The sequence below is a fragment of the Methylobacterium amylolyticum genome (genome assembly GCF_030700245.1).
Classification (GTDB): Bacteria; Pseudomonadota; Alphaproteobacteria; order Rhizobiales; family Beijerinckiaceae; genus Methylobacterium.
The window spans coordinates 1-17,469 of record NZ_JAUYZI010000048.1; the positions used below are offsets into that span (position 1 = coordinate 1).

Annotated in this window: 13 protein-coding genes; 7 read left to right on the forward strand and 6 right to left on the reverse strand. The window is 74.0% G+C overall.

The features are described 5' to 3' along the window. Positions 1-389 precede the first annotated feature (389 nt). Entirely contained in the window at positions 390-1,916 is a 1,527-nt protein-coding gene (locus Q8W71_RS25645; RefSeq protein WP_305528249.1) for an acyl-CoA synthetase, read from the forward strand. A 290-nt stretch (positions 1,917-2,206) separates the two neighbouring features. Here the strand turns inward: Q8W71_RS25645 and Q8W71_RS25650 are convergent, their stop codons facing one another. The 4 genes from Q8W71_RS25650 to mgtE form a co-directional block, all read right to left on the reverse strand. Beyond that, on the reverse strand, positions 2,207-4,411 hold the full coding sequence (locus Q8W71_RS25650) for a vWA domain-containing protein (protein ID WP_305528250.1): 2,205 nt from the start codon (positions 4,409-4,411) through the stop codon (positions 2,207-2,209). Beyond that, positions 4,401-4,994, reverse strand: coding sequence for an RNA polymerase sigma factor (locus Q8W71_RS25655; RefSeq protein ID WP_305528251.1), 594 nt, complete (start codon positions 4,992-4,994; stop codon positions 4,401-4,403). The genes Q8W71_RS25650 and Q8W71_RS25655 overlap by 11 nt, the downstream gene beginning before the upstream one ends. A gap of 431 nt (positions 4,995-5,425) precedes the next feature. Beyond that, on the reverse strand, positions 5,426-6,847 hold the full coding sequence (locus Q8W71_RS25660; RefSeq protein WP_305528252.1) for an aldehyde dehydrogenase family protein: 1,422 nt from the start codon (positions 6,845-6,847) through the stop codon (positions 5,426-5,428). Positions 6,848-6,995: 148 nt separating this feature from the next. Further along, on the reverse strand, positions 6,996-8,366 hold the full coding sequence (gene mgtE / locus Q8W71_RS25665) for a magnesium transporter (RefSeq protein ID WP_305528253.1): 1,371 nt from the start codon (positions 8,364-8,366) through the stop codon (positions 6,996-6,998). A gap of 834 nt (positions 8,367-9,200) precedes the next feature. Here mgtE and pqqA (Q8W71_RS25670) point away from each other — a divergent pair. The 3 genes from pqqA (Q8W71_RS25670) to Q8W71_RS25680 all read left to right on the forward strand — a co-directional run bounded on the left by pqqA (Q8W71_RS25670) (position 9,201) and on the right by Q8W71_RS25680 (position 10,629). Next, a complete protein-coding gene (gene pqqA, locus Q8W71_RS25670) occupies positions 9,201-9,290 on the forward strand; it encodes a pyrroloquinoline quinone precursor peptide PqqA (RefSeq protein WP_305528254.1) in 90 nt (29 codons plus the stop codon). Between the two features lie 81 nt (positions 9,291-9,371). Then, a complete protein-coding gene (gene pqqA, locus Q8W71_RS25675; RefSeq protein ID WP_305528254.1) occupies positions 9,372-9,461 on the forward strand; it encodes a pyrroloquinoline quinone precursor peptide PqqA in 90 nt (29 codons plus the stop codon). A gap of 193 nt (positions 9,462-9,654) precedes the next feature. Next, positions 9,655-10,629 carry a class I SAM-dependent methyltransferase gene (locus Q8W71_RS25680; RefSeq protein ID WP_305528255.1) on the forward strand — a complete coding sequence of 325 codons (975 nt, stop codon included), beginning with the start codon at positions 9,655-9,657 and terminating at the stop codon, positions 10,627-10,629. 6 nt (positions 10,630-10,635) lie between these two features. Here Q8W71_RS25680 and Q8W71_RS25685 read toward each other — a convergent pair whose 3' ends face one another. Beyond that, positions 10,636-11,883, reverse strand: coding sequence for a NupC/NupG family nucleoside CNT transporter (locus Q8W71_RS25685; RefSeq protein ID WP_305528256.1), 1,248 nt, complete (start codon positions 11,881-11,883; stop codon positions 10,636-10,638). A gap of 338 nt (positions 11,884-12,221) precedes the next feature. On the opposite strand from Q8W71_RS25685, the gene Q8W71_RS25690 reads away from it, so the two are divergent. From Q8W71_RS25690 to Q8W71_RS25700, 3 genes are read left to right on the forward strand one after another with little or no spacing between them, the layout of a single operon-like run. Then, positions 12,222-13,073: an SDR family NAD(P)-dependent oxidoreductase gene (locus Q8W71_RS25690; RefSeq protein WP_305528257.1), complete on the forward strand. Its 852-nt coding sequence runs from the start codon at positions 12,222-12,224 to the stop codon at positions 13,071-13,073. Then, entirely contained in the window at positions 13,074-13,967 is an 894-nt protein-coding gene (locus Q8W71_RS25695; RefSeq protein WP_305528258.1) for an alpha/beta hydrolase, read from the forward strand. It abuts the gene before it with no gap. Then, positions 13,964-15,433 carry a flavin-containing monooxygenase gene (locus tag Q8W71_RS25700; protein ID WP_305528259.1) on the forward strand — a complete coding sequence of 490 codons (1,470 nt, stop codon included), beginning with the start codon at positions 13,964-13,966 and terminating at the stop codon, positions 15,431-15,433. The genes Q8W71_RS25695 and Q8W71_RS25700 overlap by 4 nt, the downstream gene beginning before the upstream one ends. 4 nt (positions 15,434-15,437) lie before the next feature. Here the strand turns inward: Q8W71_RS25700 and Q8W71_RS25705 are convergent, their stop codons facing one another. Continuing rightward, entirely contained in the window at positions 15,438-17,426 is a 1,989-nt protein-coding gene (locus Q8W71_RS25705; RefSeq protein WP_305528260.1) for a putative bifunctional diguanylate cyclase/phosphodiesterase, read from the reverse strand. Positions 17,427-17,469: the final 43 nt, after the last annotated feature.

The following is a 17,469-nucleotide window of genomic DNA, read 5'->3' on the forward strand; positions in this document are numbered from 1 at the left end:
ATGGGGTCCGGGCGCGGCTCATTTGGTGCCGCGCCGGGCGCGTACGCCCCTGCCTCCATGCCCGCACCCGAGCCGTCCCGCACCGGACGCGCCGCCCGGGGCGGCGACGACCGAAGTCGCCGACGCGGGCACCGCCCCGCCGCCCGAACCGCCCCGGTCGGTCACCGGGGGGCTCCCTGGGCGGGGCGAAGTCCGGAAGGACCCCGCCCCGCCGGGCAGCGGATGGCTCATCAGAACCACGCATCAGGACAAAAGTCAATGTTTTTGTTTTTTTTCTTCTGAATCCCGGCCATGGAGGGGGACCGGCGCCCTGGGTCGCCCGATCCCGCCATTGACGGTCCCGCCCCCGATGCGGGAGATCCCCGTCACCGTTCGGGGGAGAACGCCCGGTGTCCGACGACCGTCACCCGCCCGCCCGCTTCAACGCGGCCCGGTACTGCCTCGCCGACAACGCGCGGCTGCGCCCCGACAAGACCGCGCTGATCCTGGTCGGCGACGGCACCGTCTCCCGCCTCACCTTCGCGGAGGTCGACCGGGCGGTGCGCGGCATCGCGGCGGGGCTGCTCGGCCTGGGGCTGAAGCCCGGCGACCGGGTGATGATCCGCATGGGCAACGACGCGGACTACGCCCTGCTCCATTTCGGCGCGATGGCCGCGGGCCTCGTCGCCCTGCCCTCCTCGCCGCAACTCACCGAGCCCGAGGCCGCCTTCCTGATGGAGAATTCCGGGGCGGCCGCGGTGGCGATCGGCGGCGGCTGCACCGTGAGCCCGGCGGCGCTCGGCGGACGGCTGCGGCTCGACGCGGACGGAATCGCCGCGCTGAAGGCCGGTCCGCCCCTGCCCGGCTACGCCGACACCGCCGCCGACGACCCGGCGATGCTGATCTACACCTCCGGCACCACCAGCCGGCCGAAGGGCGTGCTGCACGGCCACCGCGCGGCCTACGGGCGGCGGCCGATGGTCGACCACTGGGTCGGGCTGACCGAGACCGACGTGATGCTCCACGCGGGCACGATGAACTGGACCTACACGCTCGGCGTCGGCCTGAGCGACCCGTGGTCGGTCGGGGCCACCACGGTGCTCTACAACGGCCCGCGCGACCCGTCCGTCTGGCCGCGGCTGATGGCCGAGTACGGGGCCACCCTGTTCGCCGCGGTGCCGACCCTCTACCGGCAGATCCTCAAGTACGGCGACCTGCCGGCCCACGATCTCTCCCGCCTGCGCCACGGCTGCACGGCGGGCGAGCCGCTGCCGGTGGACCTCCTCGACGCCTGGACCGCGGCGACGGGCAAGCCGCTCTACGAGGCGCTGGGGATGAGCGAGATCTCCACCTACATCTCCAGCGGCCCGACGATCCCCGTGCGCCCCGGCTCGCCGGGCAAGCCGCAGCCGGGCCGGCGCGTGGCGATCCTGCCGGTCGAGGGCGCGCCGGTGCCGCTGCCGGCCGGCGAGAGCGGGCTGCTCGCCGTCCACCGCTCCGAGCCGGGGCTGATGCTCGGCTACTGGCACCGCCCCGAGGAGGAGGCCGAGGTCTTCCGCGGCGACTGGTTCGTCGGCGGCGACCTCGCCCGCCTCGACGCCGACGGCTACCTCTGGTTCGAGGGCCGCAACAACGACCTGATGAAGGCGATGGGCTACCGGGTCGCGCCGAACGAGGTCGAGGTGGTGCTGGCCACCCACCCCAGCGTGGCCGAGGTCGGGGTGGCCGAGCTGCCGGTGCGGGCCGACGTGTCGGTGATCTGCGGTTTCGTGGTGCTCCAGCCCGGGGCCGCGCCGGACGCCGACGCCCTGCTCGCGTGGTGCGCCGAGCGGCTGGCCGCCTACAAGCGCCCCCGCGAGATCCGCTTCCTCGACGCCCTGCCGCGCACCGCCAACGGCAAGGTCCAGCGCAAGCGGCTCGCGGCCGCCGCGGGCTAAGCGGGCGACGCCCCCGCCACGCGCCGCCTCTCCCCTTTGCGGTCCACCGGGTTCCCGCATCGTGGCCGGGCGCGCCTCTCCCCTCTGCGGGAGAGGATGGCGCCCGAAGGGTGTCGGGTGAGGGGAGCGCCGGTGCAGGATCGGGCCGTGCCCTGCGTGACGGTCGCGCCTCTGCCTGAAGCCGGGCTCCCCTCTCCCGACCCGGCCTCACGCGAAGGGCGCCTTCTTGGCCACCCTCCCCCGCAGAGGGGGGAGGGAGACGCGGCGGTTCGGTCTGCCGTCCGCACCCCTCACGGCCGCAGCGGCGCCAGCGCCTTGGCGGTCTTCGCGGCGCGCACGAGCTGCACGAACTCGCCGCGGTAGCCGTAGGGATCCTCGCCCTTGGCCGCCGCGGCGATGCGGGCCACGTCGTCGAGGTTGAACCCACCGAGGTATTTGCCGCCGCGCAGGATCTCGGCGAAGCCGGCCACCGCGACCGCGAACCGGGCCTCCTGCGGGGCTTCCGCGAAGGCCGCCGCCTCCCCGGCCCGGCCGATCGGCGCCTCGATCAGCCGGCTCCCGGCCTCGTCCGGCAGCTTGTAGCGCACCGCCACGTGGCCGTACTCGGCCGCGTCCCCGGTGCCGGTCCCGGCGGCTTTGGGCTCCGCCTTGCCGTAGCGCAGCCGGCCGAGCACGCTCGGGCCCCCCGTCGGCACGATCTCGTAGAGCGCGGTGACGCTCTGGCCGGAGCCGACCTCGCCCGCGTCCACCGCGTCGTTGGAAAAGTCCTCGCGGGCGAGCGCCCGGGTCTCGTAGCCGATCAGCCGGTACTCGGCGACCGCGGCCGGGTTGAACTCGACCTGGATCTTCACGTCCTTTGCGATCGGGATCAGCGTCGCGGTCGCCTCCTCGACGAGCACCTTGCGGGCCTCGCCGAGCGTGTCGATGTAGGCCGCCGCGCCGTTGCCGTTCTGGGCGAGCGCCTGCATCAGCGCGTCGTTGTAGTTGCCCATGCCGAAGCCGAGCACGGACAGGAAGATCCCCTTGCCGCGCTCGCGCGACACGAAGTCCGTCAGCGCCTCGCGGCCGGCGATGCCGACGTTGAAGTCGCCGTCGGTGGCCAGCACCACGCGGTTGACGCCGTTCGGGTCGAGGCTGCGCTCGGCCAGCGCGTAGGCCTGCCGCAGCCCCTCCCCGCCCGCCGTGCCGCCCCCGGCCTCCAGCCCGTCGATCACGCCGAGGATCCGGCGCGCCTGGTCGGCCGGCGTCGGCTCCAGCGCGATGCCGGCCTGCCCGGCATAGGTGACGATCGCCACCCGGTCGCGCCGGTCGAGCCGGGTCAGCAGCATCGCGAGCGCCTGCTTGACCAGCGGCAGCCGGTTCGGGGACCCCATCGAGCCCGACGTGTCGATCAGGAACACGAGGTTGGCCGCCGGGCGCTCGGCCGGCCGCAGCGCGTAGCCCTGGACGCCGATCCGCACGATCTTGCGGCCCGCCGCCCAGGGGCTCGGCAGGACGGCCGCGTCGATCCGGAACGGCGCCTCGGCGTCGGCCGGGCCCGGATAGGCGTAGGGGAAGTAGTTGATCATCTCCTCGGGCCGCACCGCGTCCTTCGGCGGCAGGACGTTGCGGGCGAGCGCGGCGCGGACGAAGCCGTAGGAGGCGGTGTCCACGTCGATCGAGACGGTCGAGACCGGCTGCTCGGCGACCGCGTGGAAGCCGGACTGGGCCGCGGCGGCGAACCGGTCGCCGCCCGCGGGCTCGGACGCGCTCGGCGCCTCGGCCGCCCGCCTCGCCGGCGCGTCGCCGCCGAAGCCGAGCCCGACCATCGGCGCAGCCCGCGGCGCGGGCGCGGGCGGGGGCGGCACGGCGAGGAGCGCGGCGCGGCTCTCCTGCTGGCCGAGCGAGCGCGCGCGGGCGGGCGCGGCGGCCGCCGCCTCCGCGGACCGCGCGCGCTCGGCCGTCTCCCGGGCCGTCTCCCGGGCCGTCTCCCGGGCCGTCGCGGCCGCGGCCCCGGGCCGGGCCTCGTCCTTCGGCGGCTCGGTCTTCAGCGGCTCGGGCTTGCGCGGCTCGGCCTGCACGATCCGCGGGGCCGGCGTGGGAAGCTCGGCCGCCGGCGGCTCGGACGGCCGGGCGGGGAGCGGGGCCGGCGCCGCGGGCCCGGCGGGCTCGTCCTTCGGGGTCGGGGCGGTGCCGGGCGGGGGGGGCGCGTCGCTCCGGGGACCGGATTCCGGGGCGGGTTCGCGGGCGGCTTCCCAGGCGATCGGAGCGGCGATCAGCGCGACGGCGATCGTCGCGACGGCGAGGCGGGTTCGGGCCATGAAGCGGGTCTCCGGGACGGCGTTGCGCCTCCTCGGACGCGCCGGCTCCGGATTTCCTTGGTGCGACGGGTGGCGCGACGGGCCGTGGCGGCCCTGCGCGGCGTCGAACCGCGCGAGCGCCACCCCGAGCGCGGCCTCCCGGGCGGCGGGGTCCGGGGCCGGCGCGGGCGGCAGGGTCTCGGTCTCAGGCGCCATCGCGGGCCTCGTGCGTCTTCAGGATGCGGCGCGCTTCGTGCAGGCGCCAGGAGACGGTGGATTCGGCGAGCCCGAGGGCGGCGGCGGCCTCCGCGTGGGTCAGGCCCTCGCCGCCGACGAGCACCACCGTCTCGCGCAAGGGGGCGTCGAGCCGGGCGAGCGCCCCGGCGAGCCACGCCCGCCGGTGGAGGTCGCGCCCGTCCGGCCCCGGCGCGAGCCCGACCAGCACGGCGAGCCCGTCCTTCAGGCGTCCCAGGGTGGCGCGGCGGCGGTGGTGATCGCGGCAGGCGTTGATCACGATGCCGGTGAGCCACGTCGCCACCGTCGCCTCGCCGCGGTAGCCGGCGATGCGGGTGACGAGGGCGCAGCACACCTCCTGCGCGATGTCCTCGGCGTCGTGGCGCGAGCCGGTCATCCGCCACGCGACGCGGTGCATCCGGTCGTAGTGGCGGCGCAGCAGCGCCTCGAACGCCGCGCGCTCGCCCGCGGCCGCGCGGCGGGCGAGGTCCGCGTCGCGCTCGGCCTCGGGGGGCGGGCGCGGCGCTTCACGCGGCGGCATGTCCTGGGACGCGGCGAGCAGCATCCTCTGTCCCGGCTCCGGTCACCCCGGGCTCGTCCCGGCGGCGTCGATCCTGTGACGCGCCGGGACGCCGGATCCTTGGACCCGCCGCGATCTTTTTTTCTAACAGGTTCGCGTCGGCACGCCACACGGGACACGACGCGGCGAGCCGAGGGGCGTTTCGGACCCTCGACCTCATCCTGAGGTGCCCGCGAGAGCGGGCCTCGAAGGAGACCTCCAGGGATCGCGCGGCCGGCTGGAGGACTCCTTCGAGGCCCCTTGCCAAGGCAAGGGGCACCTCAGGATGAGGGGGTTGGTAGGATCGGCCGGCGTAAACTCCAATCTGTCGTGGACTGTCGGCACGCCAACGCTTCACCCGCTCAGATCCTTGAAGGATCGCAGGTTCTCGACGCCGAACCGGCGACCGCTTCGGCGAAACCTGCTCGGGCGCGGCGTCAGGCCGCCCAGATCTCCTCGTCGCTCGGCACCGGCCGTGCGATCACGTCGCCGATGCGCGAGACGTTCATCAGGTGCTTGTAGTCGAGGTTCTCGGAGATCGAGTTGCCGCCCCAGGAGCCGCAGCCCAGCGTCGTGGTCGGCGCGAAGCCGTTGGTCAGCGAGCCGCCGGCGGTGAGCGCCGAGGACTGGTTCACCACGAGCCGGCTCACCGGCAGGGCGAGGCCCATCATCCGGATATGCGCCGGATCGCCGGAATGCAGCGCCGCCGAGTGGCCCGCGCCTTCCACCAGCAGGTTCGCCTTGGCCAACTCCACCGCCTCCTCGAAGCTGCGGTAGGGCAGGATCGCCACCACCGGGCAGAGCTTCTCCTTGGCCAGGATGTCGTCGTCGCCGGCCCCGTCGGCGGGCACGAGGATGATCCGCGCACCCTCCGGCACCCGCAGCCCGGCCTTGGCGCCGATCTCCTGGGCGGAGCGCCCGACCACGTCCTTGTTCAGGTGCCCGTCCACGAACACCACCGCGCGGACCCGGTCGACCTCGGCCGGATCGTCGGTGAAGAACACCCGGCCGGTGTCGCGGAAGGCCGCCACCGTGTCGGCGTAGTGCTCCTCGGGGGCGAGCACGAACTGCTCGTGCGAGCAGATGATGCCGTTGTCGAACGACGCGCCCGCGACGATCTTCTCGGCCGCCTCGCGCAGGTCGACGCCGCGGTCGATCACCACCGGCACGTTGCCCGCGCCGACGCCGTAGGACGGCTTGCCCGAGGAATAGGCCGACTTGACCATGGCGCCGCCGCCGGTGGCGACCACCACGTCGACCGCCTTCATCAGCGTCTGCGTCGTCTGCACCGAGCCGCGCCGCACCGCCTGGACGAGATGGTCGGGGCCGCCGTGCTCGCGCACGATGCGCTGGTACTCCTTGGTGAGGTGCCACGTGGCGTCGTCGGCCTTGGGGTGGGGCGCGAAGATGATGGCGTTGCCGGCCTTCAGCGCGAACATCGCGTTGCACATCGGCGTGACGATCGGGTTGGTGACCGGGCAGACCGCGCCGACCACGCCCATCGGCTTGGCGACCAGGGTGAGGCCGTTCTCCGGATCCTCGCCGATGATGCCGCGGGACTTCTTGCCCTTGAGGTTGTGCCAGATGACCCGCGACTTGCCCTTCGCCTTGGCGACCTTGTCCTCGTAGACGCCGAGGGCGGTCTCCTTGTGCGCCATGCCGGCCAGCGCCTCGGCGTTGTCGTAGACGTACTTGGCGAAGTCGCGCACGATCGCATCGACCCGCTCCTGCGGGAAGGTCTCGAACACGGCCTGCGCCTCCCGCGCCCGGGCGACGAGGCGCTGGACCTGATCGGGCGAGGTCGTCGTGGTCTCGGCCACCTCGCCGCCCAGGGCGGCCTCGAGGGTGGGGCTGGGCATGAACTGTCCTCCGCTGCCGCCGCGCGGACGGGGCCGTCCGGCGGGGCTGCGAACGTAGGACGGCGCGCGGCCGATGAGACGGCGCGGAACGCCGGTTCGGCGAGGGTCGGTCGAACCTGTAACCGTGCGCCCCGCGATCCGGCCGGGATCAGAGCAGCGTGCCGCGCAGGATCAGCAGCGCCACGGAAAAGTAGATGACGAGCCCGGTGACATCGACCAGCGTCGCCACGAACGGCGCCGAGGCGGTGGCCGGGTCGAAGCCGATCCGCTGGAGCAGGAACGGCAGCATCGAGCCGGCGAGCGAGCCGAAGGTGACGATGCCGACGAGCGCCGCGCCGACGGTGGCGGCCACCAGCGGCCAGTGCGGGCCGTAATCGTACAGGCCGAGCTTCTGCCACGCCACGATCCGCACCACCGCGATCACCCCGAGGATCGCGCCGAGCACGATGCCGGTGGGCAGCTCGCGCAGGGCCACCCGCCACCAGTCGCGCAGGCGGATCTGGTGGAGCGCCAGCGCCCGGATCAGCAGCGAGGTCGCCTGGGAGCCGGAATTGCCGCCCGAGCTCATGATCAGCGGGATGAACAGGGTCAGGACGATCGCCTTCTCCAACTCGCCCTCGAAGCCCTGCATGGCGGAGGCGGTCAGCATCTCCGACAGGAACAGGGCGCACAGCCAGCCGGCGCGCTTGCGGATCATCGTCAGGAAGCCGATGTCCATGTAGGGCTCGGGCAGGGCCTCCATGCCGCCGAAGCGCTGCACGTCCTGGGTCTGCTTCTCGACCATCGCGTCGATCATGTCGTCGACGGTGACGATGCCGATCAGGTGGCCGACCGCGTCGACCACCGGCAGGGCCAGCAGGTCGTATTTCGAGATCAGGCGCGCCGCCTCCTCGCGGCTGGCGGTGGGCGAGACGGCGAGCGGCGCCCGCCCGGCGGCCACCGACAGCACGTTGGCCCCGGGCTCGCCCGCGATCAGCCGGCGCAGCGTCACCGCCTTGGTCAGCGCCCGGGTGCGCGGGTCGAGCACGAAGATCGCGTAGATCGTCTCCCGGGTCTTCTCCACCCGGCGGACGTGGTCGAGCGTCTGACCCACGGTCCACGTGCCCGGCACGGTGACGAACTCGGTGGTCATCAGCGAGCCGACCGTCTCCTCGCCGTAGGCCGACAGCCGGTCGACCGCGCCGCGGGTCTCGGCGTCGAGCCGGGCGCGCAGGTCGGAGCGGCCGGGCTCCTCGATCTCGCGGAACACGTCGGTGACCCGGTCGGCGGACATCCCCGAGAGGAAGCCCGCCACCCGGTCGCGCGGCAGCATCTCGATGATCTCGGACGCGCATTCGAGCTCGGGCTGGTCGAGCACCTCGATCGCCCGCTCCATCGGCAGCCCGAGCAGGATCGCGGCGGCGACCTCCGGGGCCTCCTCGTTCAGGGCCTCGACGATGTCGGGGGCGCGCTCGTCGGAGAGCCGGGCCGCCAGGGCGGCGGGCTCGACGCGGACGTCGTGGGGGGCGATGTCGTTCATCACGCGCCTCGCGGGTGGAGGCGGCGCGCCGCGGGAATCAGGAGCCGCGGCCGGCCGCCGCGTCCCCCGGGCCCTTCAGCGGCTCAGGCGGGACGGCGCGCGGCCGGACACGGCAGGCACGATCGGTCGGGCACGTCGCTTCGCGTCTCGATGCTGAGAGGGACCGGCGACGCCCGGTGGGACGCCGCCGCGCGGCCGCCTCTGCTCCCGGGAACCGGTTCCGTCAAGCCGTAACCCGCCCGGTCCTTTCGAGGCGCCGGGGACGCGCCCGGACTGTGACCCGCGGGCCGCGCCTCTCCGCAAGGGCTGCCGGATTCACGTATCGCGGCCCCGCGCCCCCCTCTCCCCTCTGCGGGAGAGGGGGGCCCCCGCAGGGGGTCGGGTGAGGGAAGCGACGGTGCCGGAGGTGGCGCGCAGCGGCCACTGCGGTGATCGATCCTGAAGCCGGGCTCCCCTCTCCCGACCCGGCCTCACGGCCGGGCCACCCTCCCCCGCAGAGGGGGGAGGGAGAGGCGCGCGGGCTCGACACGATGTGTGAATAGAGCATCGTCCCGAAAGGTGGTCACCGGCTTTCGGAAAAAATTATGCATGATCAATGGGATAGCGCATCGTCCGGGATCCGATATCCAGGACGATGCGCTAGCGTAGCCCGCGAGGGGGTAGGAATCGCGTGACGATCTGGCGATCCGTCCCGGAGACGACGAAATCCCTCCGATGAACGACGCCCGAGGCGCCTGCGCGGACCGACCCTATGGGAAATATAAGTGTTGTGTCCGCTTGTATCGTGCCCCAGGTATCGGCTATATGATGCGCATCACAACTGAGGAGGATGTCATGGCCTGGACCGCTCCCGTCGTCTCCGAGATCTGCGTCGGCATGGAAGTCACGAGCTACGAGTCGGCCGAGATCGACACCTTCAACTGAGTTTCGTCGGCTCCCGCCGGAGCCGCGCGGGGATCGCCCCCGCATCACCCCCCTGAAACCCGAACCCTGAGGATCACCGTCATGGCCTGGACCGCCCCCGTCGTCTCCGAGATCTGCGTCGGCATGGAAGTCACCAGCTACGAGTCGGCCGAGATCGACACCTTCAACTGAGCCCACGGCTCGGTCGAACGTTTGCGGCGCCGCTTCCCGGAAGCGGCGCCGTTTTCGTATGTCCAGACCCGATCGTGACCTCTCGGCCCGGCCGGCGGCGGCGGGCGGCCCCTTGACGCGGCGGTGCGAATCGGCCCGATAGCGCCCACTGCGGCGCCCCCGGGGCCCGCACCCGCTCCAAGCCAGAGAGACGATGCAGCCGGTCCCGAACGCACCCAGAGCTGCCGCCTCGTCCGAGATCGCGATCCCGCCCTGCCCGATCACCGGCGCCCCGGCGATCCGCTGCATCGAGCGCCTGGACACCACCTTCCTCACCGCCCTGTGGCGCTACTCGGGCCACGTCGATGTCGGCCCGCTGCTGATGCCGGTGGGCACGATCCGCCTGTGGGAATCGCCGACCGGGCTGGCCTTCTTCCACCCGCCGGTCGACGGCGACGAGGCGTTCTACCGGGCGTTCTACAAGCGGATCGACGCGCACGGGAAGCTCGCCGGGCCGGAGACGGTGCGCCTGGAGTTCCAGCAGGCGGCGAAGCACGTGCCGCCGGGGGGGCGGGTGCTCGACGTCGGCTGCGGCCACGGCGGCTTCCGCAACTACCTGCCGGCCGGCGCCACCTACACGGGGCTCGACCCGAACTTCGCCGCCGAGGATCCGACCGGAGCGATCCTGAACGAGACGCTGGAGGCGCACGGCCGGCGCGTCGGGCCGGTCTACGACGTGGCCTGCGTCTTCCAGGTGCTGGAGCACGTCTCCGACCCGCTCGGCTTCGCCAAGGCGCTCGCGGCTTGCGTCAAGCCGGGCGGCATGGTGCTGATCGGGGTGCCGTTCTGGCCCTCGCCGATCACCACCCTGCCGAACTTCGTGCTCAACGCGCCGCCGCACCACCTGACGTGGTGGACCGACAACGCGCTGCGCACGCTCGCCCGCGAGATCGGCTGCACGGCCGAGGCGGTGCACGAGATCGGCATGGACCAGCACGATTCGGTGATCTACTGGATGGTGAAGGCCTCGGCGGTGCGCACGCGCGGCCGCTACTTCCGGTTCAACTGGGGCTGGATCGCCTCGCTCGCCCTCGCCTACGCGGTCGGCTCGCGCCTCGACCGCTGGCTGAAGCTGCCGAAGAAGACACCCGCCAACGCCCTGCTGCTCGCCGCCCGCAAGGCCGCCTGAGGCCCCTCACCCGATGAACAGCCCGGCGATGGCCGCGCTCGTCAGGTTCGACAGGGTGCCGGCCAGGATCGCCCGCAGCCCGTAGCGCGCCACCTCGGCGCGGCGCTCGGGCACGAGGCTCGAGAAGCTCGCGAGCTGGATGGCGATCGAGGCGAAGTTGGCGAAGCCGCACAGGGCGAAGCAGACGATCGCCTGGGAGCGCGGGTCGAGGGTCCCGGCCTTCAAGGTCGGCGACAGGCCGGCGTAGGCCAGGAACTCGTTGAAGGCGAGCTTCTGGCCGATGGCGCCGCCGACCAGCCCCGCCTGCTCCCAGGGCACGCCGAGCAGCCACGCCAGGGGGCTGAGCGCCCAGCCCAGCACCCCCTGGATCGACGCGCCCGGATACCCGACGAGCGAGCCTAGAAATCCAAAAAAACCGTCGGCCAGCGCGATCAGGCCGACGAAGGCGATCAGCATCGCGCCGACCGCGACGGCGACCGCGAGGCCCTTCTGGGTGCCGTCGGCGGCGGCCTCGATGAGGTTGGCGGCGCGCGTCTCGCCGAACGTGACCCGGGTCGAGACGATCCGCGTCGGCTCGGTCGAGGGCACCAGCATCTTGGCGTAGAGCAGGCCGCCGGGGATCGCCATCACGGAGGCGGCGAGCAGGTAGGTCATCGGCACGCCGAGCGCCGCGTAGCCCGCCAGGATCGAGCCGGCGGTGGAGGCGGCCCCGCTCGACATCACCGCGAACAGCTCCGCCCCGGTCAGCAGGGCGAGGAAGGGCCGCAGGGCGACCGCGATCTCGCTCTGGCCGATGGCGATGGTGATCACCGCCGAGAACGACTCGATCGGCGAGGTGCCGACCACCCGCCGCAGCGCCCAGCCGAGGCCGCGGGCGAGCGCCTGCATGACCCCGAGGTGGTAGAGCACCGCGATCAGGGCCGAGACGTAGAGGATCTGCGGCAGCACCCGCAGGGCCAGGATGAAGCCCGAGCCGCCGAACAGCTCGAACATCTTCGGCTCGACGAGGCCCCCGAACAGGAAGGCAGTGCCGCGGTCGCCGTAGGCCAGCACCGCCACCACCGCGTCGGCCGCCGCCGCCAGCGCCGCCCGCCCCGCGGGCACGAACAGCACCAGCGCCCCGAGCCCGACCTGCAACGCCAGCGCGGTGAGCACCACCCGGGGGCGGATCGCCCGCCGGTTCGTCGAGAACAGGACGGCGACCGCGAGCAGGAGGAGCACGCTGAGGCCGGCGTGGAGGAGGCGGTCGGTCATGCGGTGTCCGGTCTTCATCACTGCGTTATCGCCACCCGCGCCGTCATCGCGAGCCGCAGGCGAAGCGACCCAGGGCAGCGCGAGGCCGGCGGACGTGGCGCGCCTGGGTTGCTTCGCTGCCGCTCGCAAAGACGGAGAGCGCCTCCGCGAGCCCTTAAACCGGATACGGCCGATCGAAGCGGGCGCGCTCGCGCATGGAAGCCCCGGGCCACGACCTGTGGCGTCGATGCCGCGCCCGGCGGGCTTTGCAGCCGCGCTTGCGCCGCCTATGCCGTCCGCGGGCGCTCGTCACCCGGGGAGGATCGCTTGGACCGGACTTCGCCTCGGAGACGTCACCGATGAGCCGCACGTTCCGGTTCCAGGGCGCGGTCGGGCTGGTGACGGGCGCGGGCGGCGGCATCGGCGCGGCGCTGGCGCTCGAACTCGCCCGGCGCGGCTGCGCGCTGATGCTGGTCGACCGCGACGCGGACGGGCTCGCCCGGACGGCGCGGGCCGCGGCGCAGGCCGGGGCCGCCGTCGAGACGGCGGTGATCGACCTCGTCGATGCCGCGGCGATCCGGGCGCTGCCGGAGGCGGTGGCGGCGCGGTTCGGCGGGCTCGACCTCCTCGTCAACAACGCGGGCGTCGCGCTGGGCGGGCGGTTCGCCGACACCCATCTCGACGATTTCGAGTGGCTGATGGACGTGAACCTGCGCGCCGTCGTGCGGCTGTGCCACGCCTTTCTGCCGATGCTGACCGCCCGGCCCGCGGCGCAGATCGTCAACGTCTCCAGCGTGTTCGGGCTGATCGGCGTGCCCGAGCAGGTCGCCTACTGCACCAGCAAGTTCGCGGTGCGCGGCTTCTCCGAGGCGCTGCGGCACGAGTATGCCGGCACGGGCCTCGGCGTCAGCGTCGTGCATCCCGGGGGCGTGGCCACCGCCATCGCCCGCAACGCCCGCAACCCGCGGCTGCCGGACGATCCGGTGGCGGCGGAGGCGGCGCGGCTCGCGATCGAGGCCGGGCGGGTCGCGTTCGAGAAGTTCCTGACGCTCGCCCCGGAGCGGGCGGCCGCCGAGATCGCCCGCGGGATCGAGCGGCGGGCGCCGCGGATCCTGATCGGGCGCGACGCGCGCAACATCGCCCTGATCCAGCGGCTGATGCCGGCGGGCTACTGGGGCCTGATCGCCCGCCTGTCGGCCGGGAGAACCTGAATGGCGAGCCTGCGCGCGTATCTCGGCGCCTGGATGGTCCGGCGCAAGGTGAAGGCCCCGCTGGCGCGGGCGCCGGACGTGGCGTCCGTCCGGCGCATCCTCGAAGGCCCGACCTTTCCGGATCCGAAGGGCGTGACCTTCGAGGCGGGCCGCCTCGGCGGCGTGGCGGGCGAGTGGGTGCGGCCCGCCGCCGGCCCGGGTCTGCGGATGCTCTACGTGCACGGCGGCGGCTTCGTCGCCTGCTCGCCGCGCACCCACCGGCCGGTGACGGGGGCGCTCGCCCGGCGCGGCTTCACGGTGTTCGCGCCCGATTACCGCCTCGCCCCCGAGCACCCGTTCCCGGCCGGCCTCGACGACGTGGTCGCCGCCTGGACGGCGCTGGCCGCCGAGGGCCCGGCCTGCCTCGCGGGCGAATCGGCCGGCGGCAACCTCGCGCTGGCGCTGCTGCTCGCCGCCCGCGACCGCGGCCTGCCGCTGCCCTGGGCCGCCTGCCTGTTCTCGCCGGTGACCGACCTCCTCGCCGAGGGCGGCTCGCGGACCGCGAACGCGGCCTGGGACGCGATGTTCACGGACAGGTCGATCGCGGGGATCGCGCCGCTCTACGCGGGCGAGGCCGACCCGGCGACGCCGTACATCTCGCCGGTCAACGGCGACCCGGCCGGCCTGCCGCCGCTGCTGTTCCACGTCGGCGCCCGGGAGGTGCTGCGCGACGACGCGGCGCGGATGGCCGACAAGGCCCGCGCCGCGGGAGTCACGGCGGAGCTGACCGTGTTCCCGGTGGTGGCGCACGCGTGGCAGTTCGCCGACGGCTTCTTGCCGGAGGCACGGGCCTCCCTCGACGCGGCGGCGGCCTTCCTCGCCCGCCACGCGCCGGACGGAGGGCGCGCCTCGTGAGCGGCGCGGACCCGGAAGAAATCCTGGCGGTGCTGATCGTCGGGGCGGGCTTCTCCGGCATCGCCATGGCGATCCGCTGCCGGCAGGCCGGGATCGGGCCGATCCGCGTCATCGAGAAGGGCGCGGGCATCGGCGGCACGTGGCGGGAGAACACCTATCCCGGGGCGGCCTGCGACGTGCCCTCGCACCTCTACTCCCTGTCCTTCGCCCCGAAGACCGACTGGACGCGGCTCTACGCCGGCCAGCCCGAGATCGAGGCCTACCTGCGCGAGACCGCCGAGCGGCACGGCCTGACGCCGCTGATCGGCCTGGAGACGACCCTGCTGGGCGCCGCCTGGGACGAGGCGGCCGGCCTGTGGCGAGCGCAGACCGACCGCGGGACGATCCGGGCCCGGGCGATCGTCTCCGGCACCGGCGGCCTGCACCACCCGGCCTACCCGGACATCCCCGGGCGGGAGAGCTTCGCGGGCCCGAGCTTCCACACGGCGGCCTGGGACCACGGGGCGGACCTCGACGGCAAGCGCGTCGGCGTGATCGGCACCGGGGCGAGCGCCGTGCAGATCGTGCCGGAACTGGCCGCGCGGGCCGGCCACCTCACCCTGTTCCAGCGCACCCCGCCCTGGATCATGCCCAAGAACGACCGCCCGATCCCCGCGGCGGCCAGGGCGCGCTACCGCCGCCTGCCGGTGCTGCGCCGGCTGGAGCGGGCGCGGCTGTTCTGGCTGCACGAGCTGCGTGCCCTGTTCGGCTTCACCAAGGTCTCGAAGCTGACCGACCAGGCCGAGGCGATCGCCCGGCGCCACCTGAAGAAGGCGGTGCCCGACCCGGCGCTGCGGGCGAAGCTGACGCCGCGCTACCGGCTCGGCTGCAAGCGGGTGCTCATCTCGGACGCGTACTACCCGGCGTTGCAGCGCCCGAACGTGACGGTCGAGACCGGGACGATCGCCCGGATCACGCGCGCGGGCGTCGCGACGGCGGACGGGACCGTGCACGCCCTCGACGCGCTGGTCTACGCCACCGGCTTCGACGTGACCGGGGGCTTCCGGCGGGTCGAGATCGTCGGCCGCGGCGGCCTGCGGCTCACGGAGGCCTGGGCGGACGGGATGCAGGCCTACCAGGGGATCACGGTCGCGGGCTTCCCGAACTACTTCATGCTGGTCGGGCCCAACACCGGCCTCGGCCACAACTCGATCACCGCGATGATCGAGATCCAGGTGCGCCACGTGCTCGACTGCCTGCGGGCGCTGGAGCGGGGCGCGCGGACGATCGAGGTGCGGCCCGAGGCGCAGGCCCGGTTCGTGGCCGGCGTGCGCGGGCGGCTCGACGACAGCATCTGGGTCGCGGGCGGCTGCCGGAGCTGGTATCTCGACGCGCAAGGCCGCAACACCACCCTGTGGCCGGACTCGGTGCTCGCCTACCGCCGCAGCGCCCGCCGGGCGCGGCTCGCCGACTACCGGCTGGGGTAAGCGGTCAGGCGGCGCGCGGCGCGCTGGCCGGGAGCGCGGCCAGGATCGCATCGGCCGGCATCGGCCGGCCGAGGTGGTAGCCCTGGAGGAACGGGCAGCCCAGCGCCTGGAGCGCGGCGAGATCCTCGGCGGTCTCCACCCCTTCGGCCACCACCTCCAGCCCGAGCGACCGGCCGAGTCCCAGCACCGCCTGCACCATGCCGCGCTTGTCGTCGGAGCCGCCGAGGCCGGTGACGAGGGCGCGGTCGATCTTGATCCGGCTGGTGCGGAACTGGCGCAGGGACGAGAGCGAGGAGTAGCCCGCCCCGAAATCGTCCAGCGCCACCCGCACCCCCGCGCCGGACAGGGCCGCGAGCCGGTCCCCGACCGCGGCGATGTCGAGGGCGGTCTCCTCGGTGATCTCGATCTCGAAGGCGGCGGCCGGCAGGCCGAGCGCCCGCAGCCGGTCGAGGACGATCTCGTCCACCGGCACCTGCGCCATCTCGCGCGGCGAGACGTTCATCGCCACCCGCACCGCGCCGTGGCCGCGGGCGCGCAGGTCCAGCATCATCGCGCAGGACCGCTCCAGGACGAGCCGCAGCAGCGATTCGGCGAGCCCCATCGTCGCGGCGGCGGCGACGATCTCGTTCGGCGGCACCCAGCCGTGGCGCGGGTGGTGCCAGCGCACCAGCGCCTCCAGGCCCGCCAGCGTCCGCCCGTCGGGGCCGCGGATCGGCTGGAACCAGACCTCCGGCGCCCCCTCGGCCAGCGCCTGCGACAGGTCGCGCTCGCTGTCCCGCCGCATGTCGAGGCGCCCGCGCAGGTCCTCGTCGAACAGGTGGAAGCGGTTCCGCCCGGCGGCCTTGGCGGCGTAGAGCGCCTCGTCGGCGCGGCTGAGCCGCTCGGTCAGGCTCGCCTCCGCGCCCTCCTGGACGCCGATGCTGACGCCGAGGCGGCCCGCGCCGAAGCTCTCGAACGGCCGGGCGATGGCGGCGATCAGCGCCGCGGCGAGATCCGCGGGCGGCGGGCCGGCGGCGGGGTCGTACAGCACCGCGAACTCGTCGCCGCCGAGCCGGGCGACGAGGCAGAGCGCGGGGACGGCCTCGCGCAGGCGCCGGGCCACCTCCGCCAGCACCCGGTCGCCCGCGCCGTGGCCGTAGAGGTCGTTGACCGCCTTGAAGCCGTCGAGGTCGAGCAGCATCAGGCAGGCCGCCCCCGGCCGCGCCTGCGCCCGGTACAGGAACCCGGCCCGGTTCAGCAGCCCGGTCAGGCCGTCATGGGCGGCGCGGTGGGCCATGGCCTCGGCGAGTGCGCTCGCCGAAGCGCGGGCCGCCTCCCGGGAGCGGGCCAGCGCCGTCGCCTCGTTCTTCAGGCGGCTCGCCTCGCGGAACGCCGCCTCGCTCTCGAAGGCGGCGCGGGCGAGCGCGGCGAGGTAGAGCAGCACGGTCGCGGCGAGGCACAGGCGGTCGAAGCCCCCGGCCAGCGCGAGGCAGCCGACCGCCGACAGCAGCGGCGGGGCGATGAAGGCCAGCGGGATCCGGGCGAAGGCGGTGCCGTGCGTGACCGCGCCCGCGGTGATGCCGCAGGTCACGGTGAGGTAGAACAGGGTCTGCGGGGCGGTGTAGCCCGCGCACAGGATCGGCAGGCAGGCCCAGACGAGGCCCGAGAGCAGGGCGGCGAGCCAGGACAGGCGCAGGTGACGGTCGACCGCCGCGGCGGCCGCCGCGGCGGTCTCGGGCGGCGCCCCCACGGCCAGGGCGAGCCCCGGGCAGGGGGCGCGGCACAGGGCGGCGCGCAGGACGTTGGCGGAGAGCGAGGCCGCGAACCACGCCGCCCCGGCCCGGCCGAGGCCGGAATGGGCCGCGACCGCGAGTCCGGTCAGGCCGAGCAGGGCGTTGACCGGCAGGGCGATGAGCACGCTGCGGCGCACCGCCGCGAGCTGGTCGCGCCGGGTCAGCCGCGCGAGCTCGGGCCCGTCGATCTCGGCGGAACCCGCACCGTCCTGATGTGTCATCGCCGCGCCATCCGCCACAGCGCGAACCTGCAAGAGGAATGGC

What these genes read in the sequence shown, in the direction of transcription:
- Q8W71_RS25655 (WP_305528251.1), bottom strand. Translation starts at nt 4,994, where the DNA reads ATGCTGCTCGCCGCGTCCCAGGACATGCCGCCGCGTGAAGCGCCGCGC.
- Q8W71_RS25690 (WP_305528257.1), top strand. Translation starts at nt 12,222, where the DNA reads ATGAGCCGCACGTTCCGGTTCCAGGGCGCGGTCGGGCTGGTGACGGGC.
- Q8W71_RS25695 (WP_305528258.1), top strand. Translation starts at nt 13,074, where the DNA reads ATGGCGAGCCTGCGCGCGTATCTCGGCGCCTGGATGGTCCGGCGCAAG.
- Q8W71_RS25705 (WP_305528260.1), bottom strand. Translation starts at nt 17,426, where the DNA reads ATGACACATCAGGACGGTGCGGGTTCCGCCGAGATCGACGGGCCCGAG.
- Q8W71_RS25685 (WP_305528256.1), bottom strand. Translation starts at nt 11,883, where the DNA reads ATGACCGACCGCCTCCTCCACGCCGGCCTCAGCGTGCTCCTCCTGCTC.
- pqqA (WP_305528254.1), top strand. Translation starts at nt 9,201, where the DNA reads ATGGCCTGGACCGCTCCCGTCGTCTCCGAGATCTGCGTCGGCATGGAA.
- pqqA (WP_305528254.1), top strand. Translation starts at nt 9,372, where the DNA reads ATGGCCTGGACCGCCCCCGTCGTCTCCGAGATCTGCGTCGGCATGGAA.
- mgtE (WP_305528253.1), bottom strand. Translation starts at nt 8,366, where the DNA reads ATGAACGACATCGCCCCCCACGACGTCCGCGTCGAGCCCGCCGCCCTG.
- Q8W71_RS25650 (WP_305528250.1), bottom strand. Translation starts at nt 4,411, where the DNA reads ATGGCGCCTGAGACCGAGACCCTGCCGCCCGCGCCGGCCCCGGACCCC.
- Q8W71_RS25660 (WP_305528252.1), bottom strand. Translation starts at nt 6,847, where the DNA reads ATGCCCAGCCCCACCCTCGAGGCCGCCCTGGGCGGCGAGGTGGCCGAG.
- Q8W71_RS25680 (WP_305528255.1), top strand. Translation starts at nt 9,655, where the DNA reads ATGCAGCCGGTCCCGAACGCACCCAGAGCTGCCGCCTCGTCCGAGATC.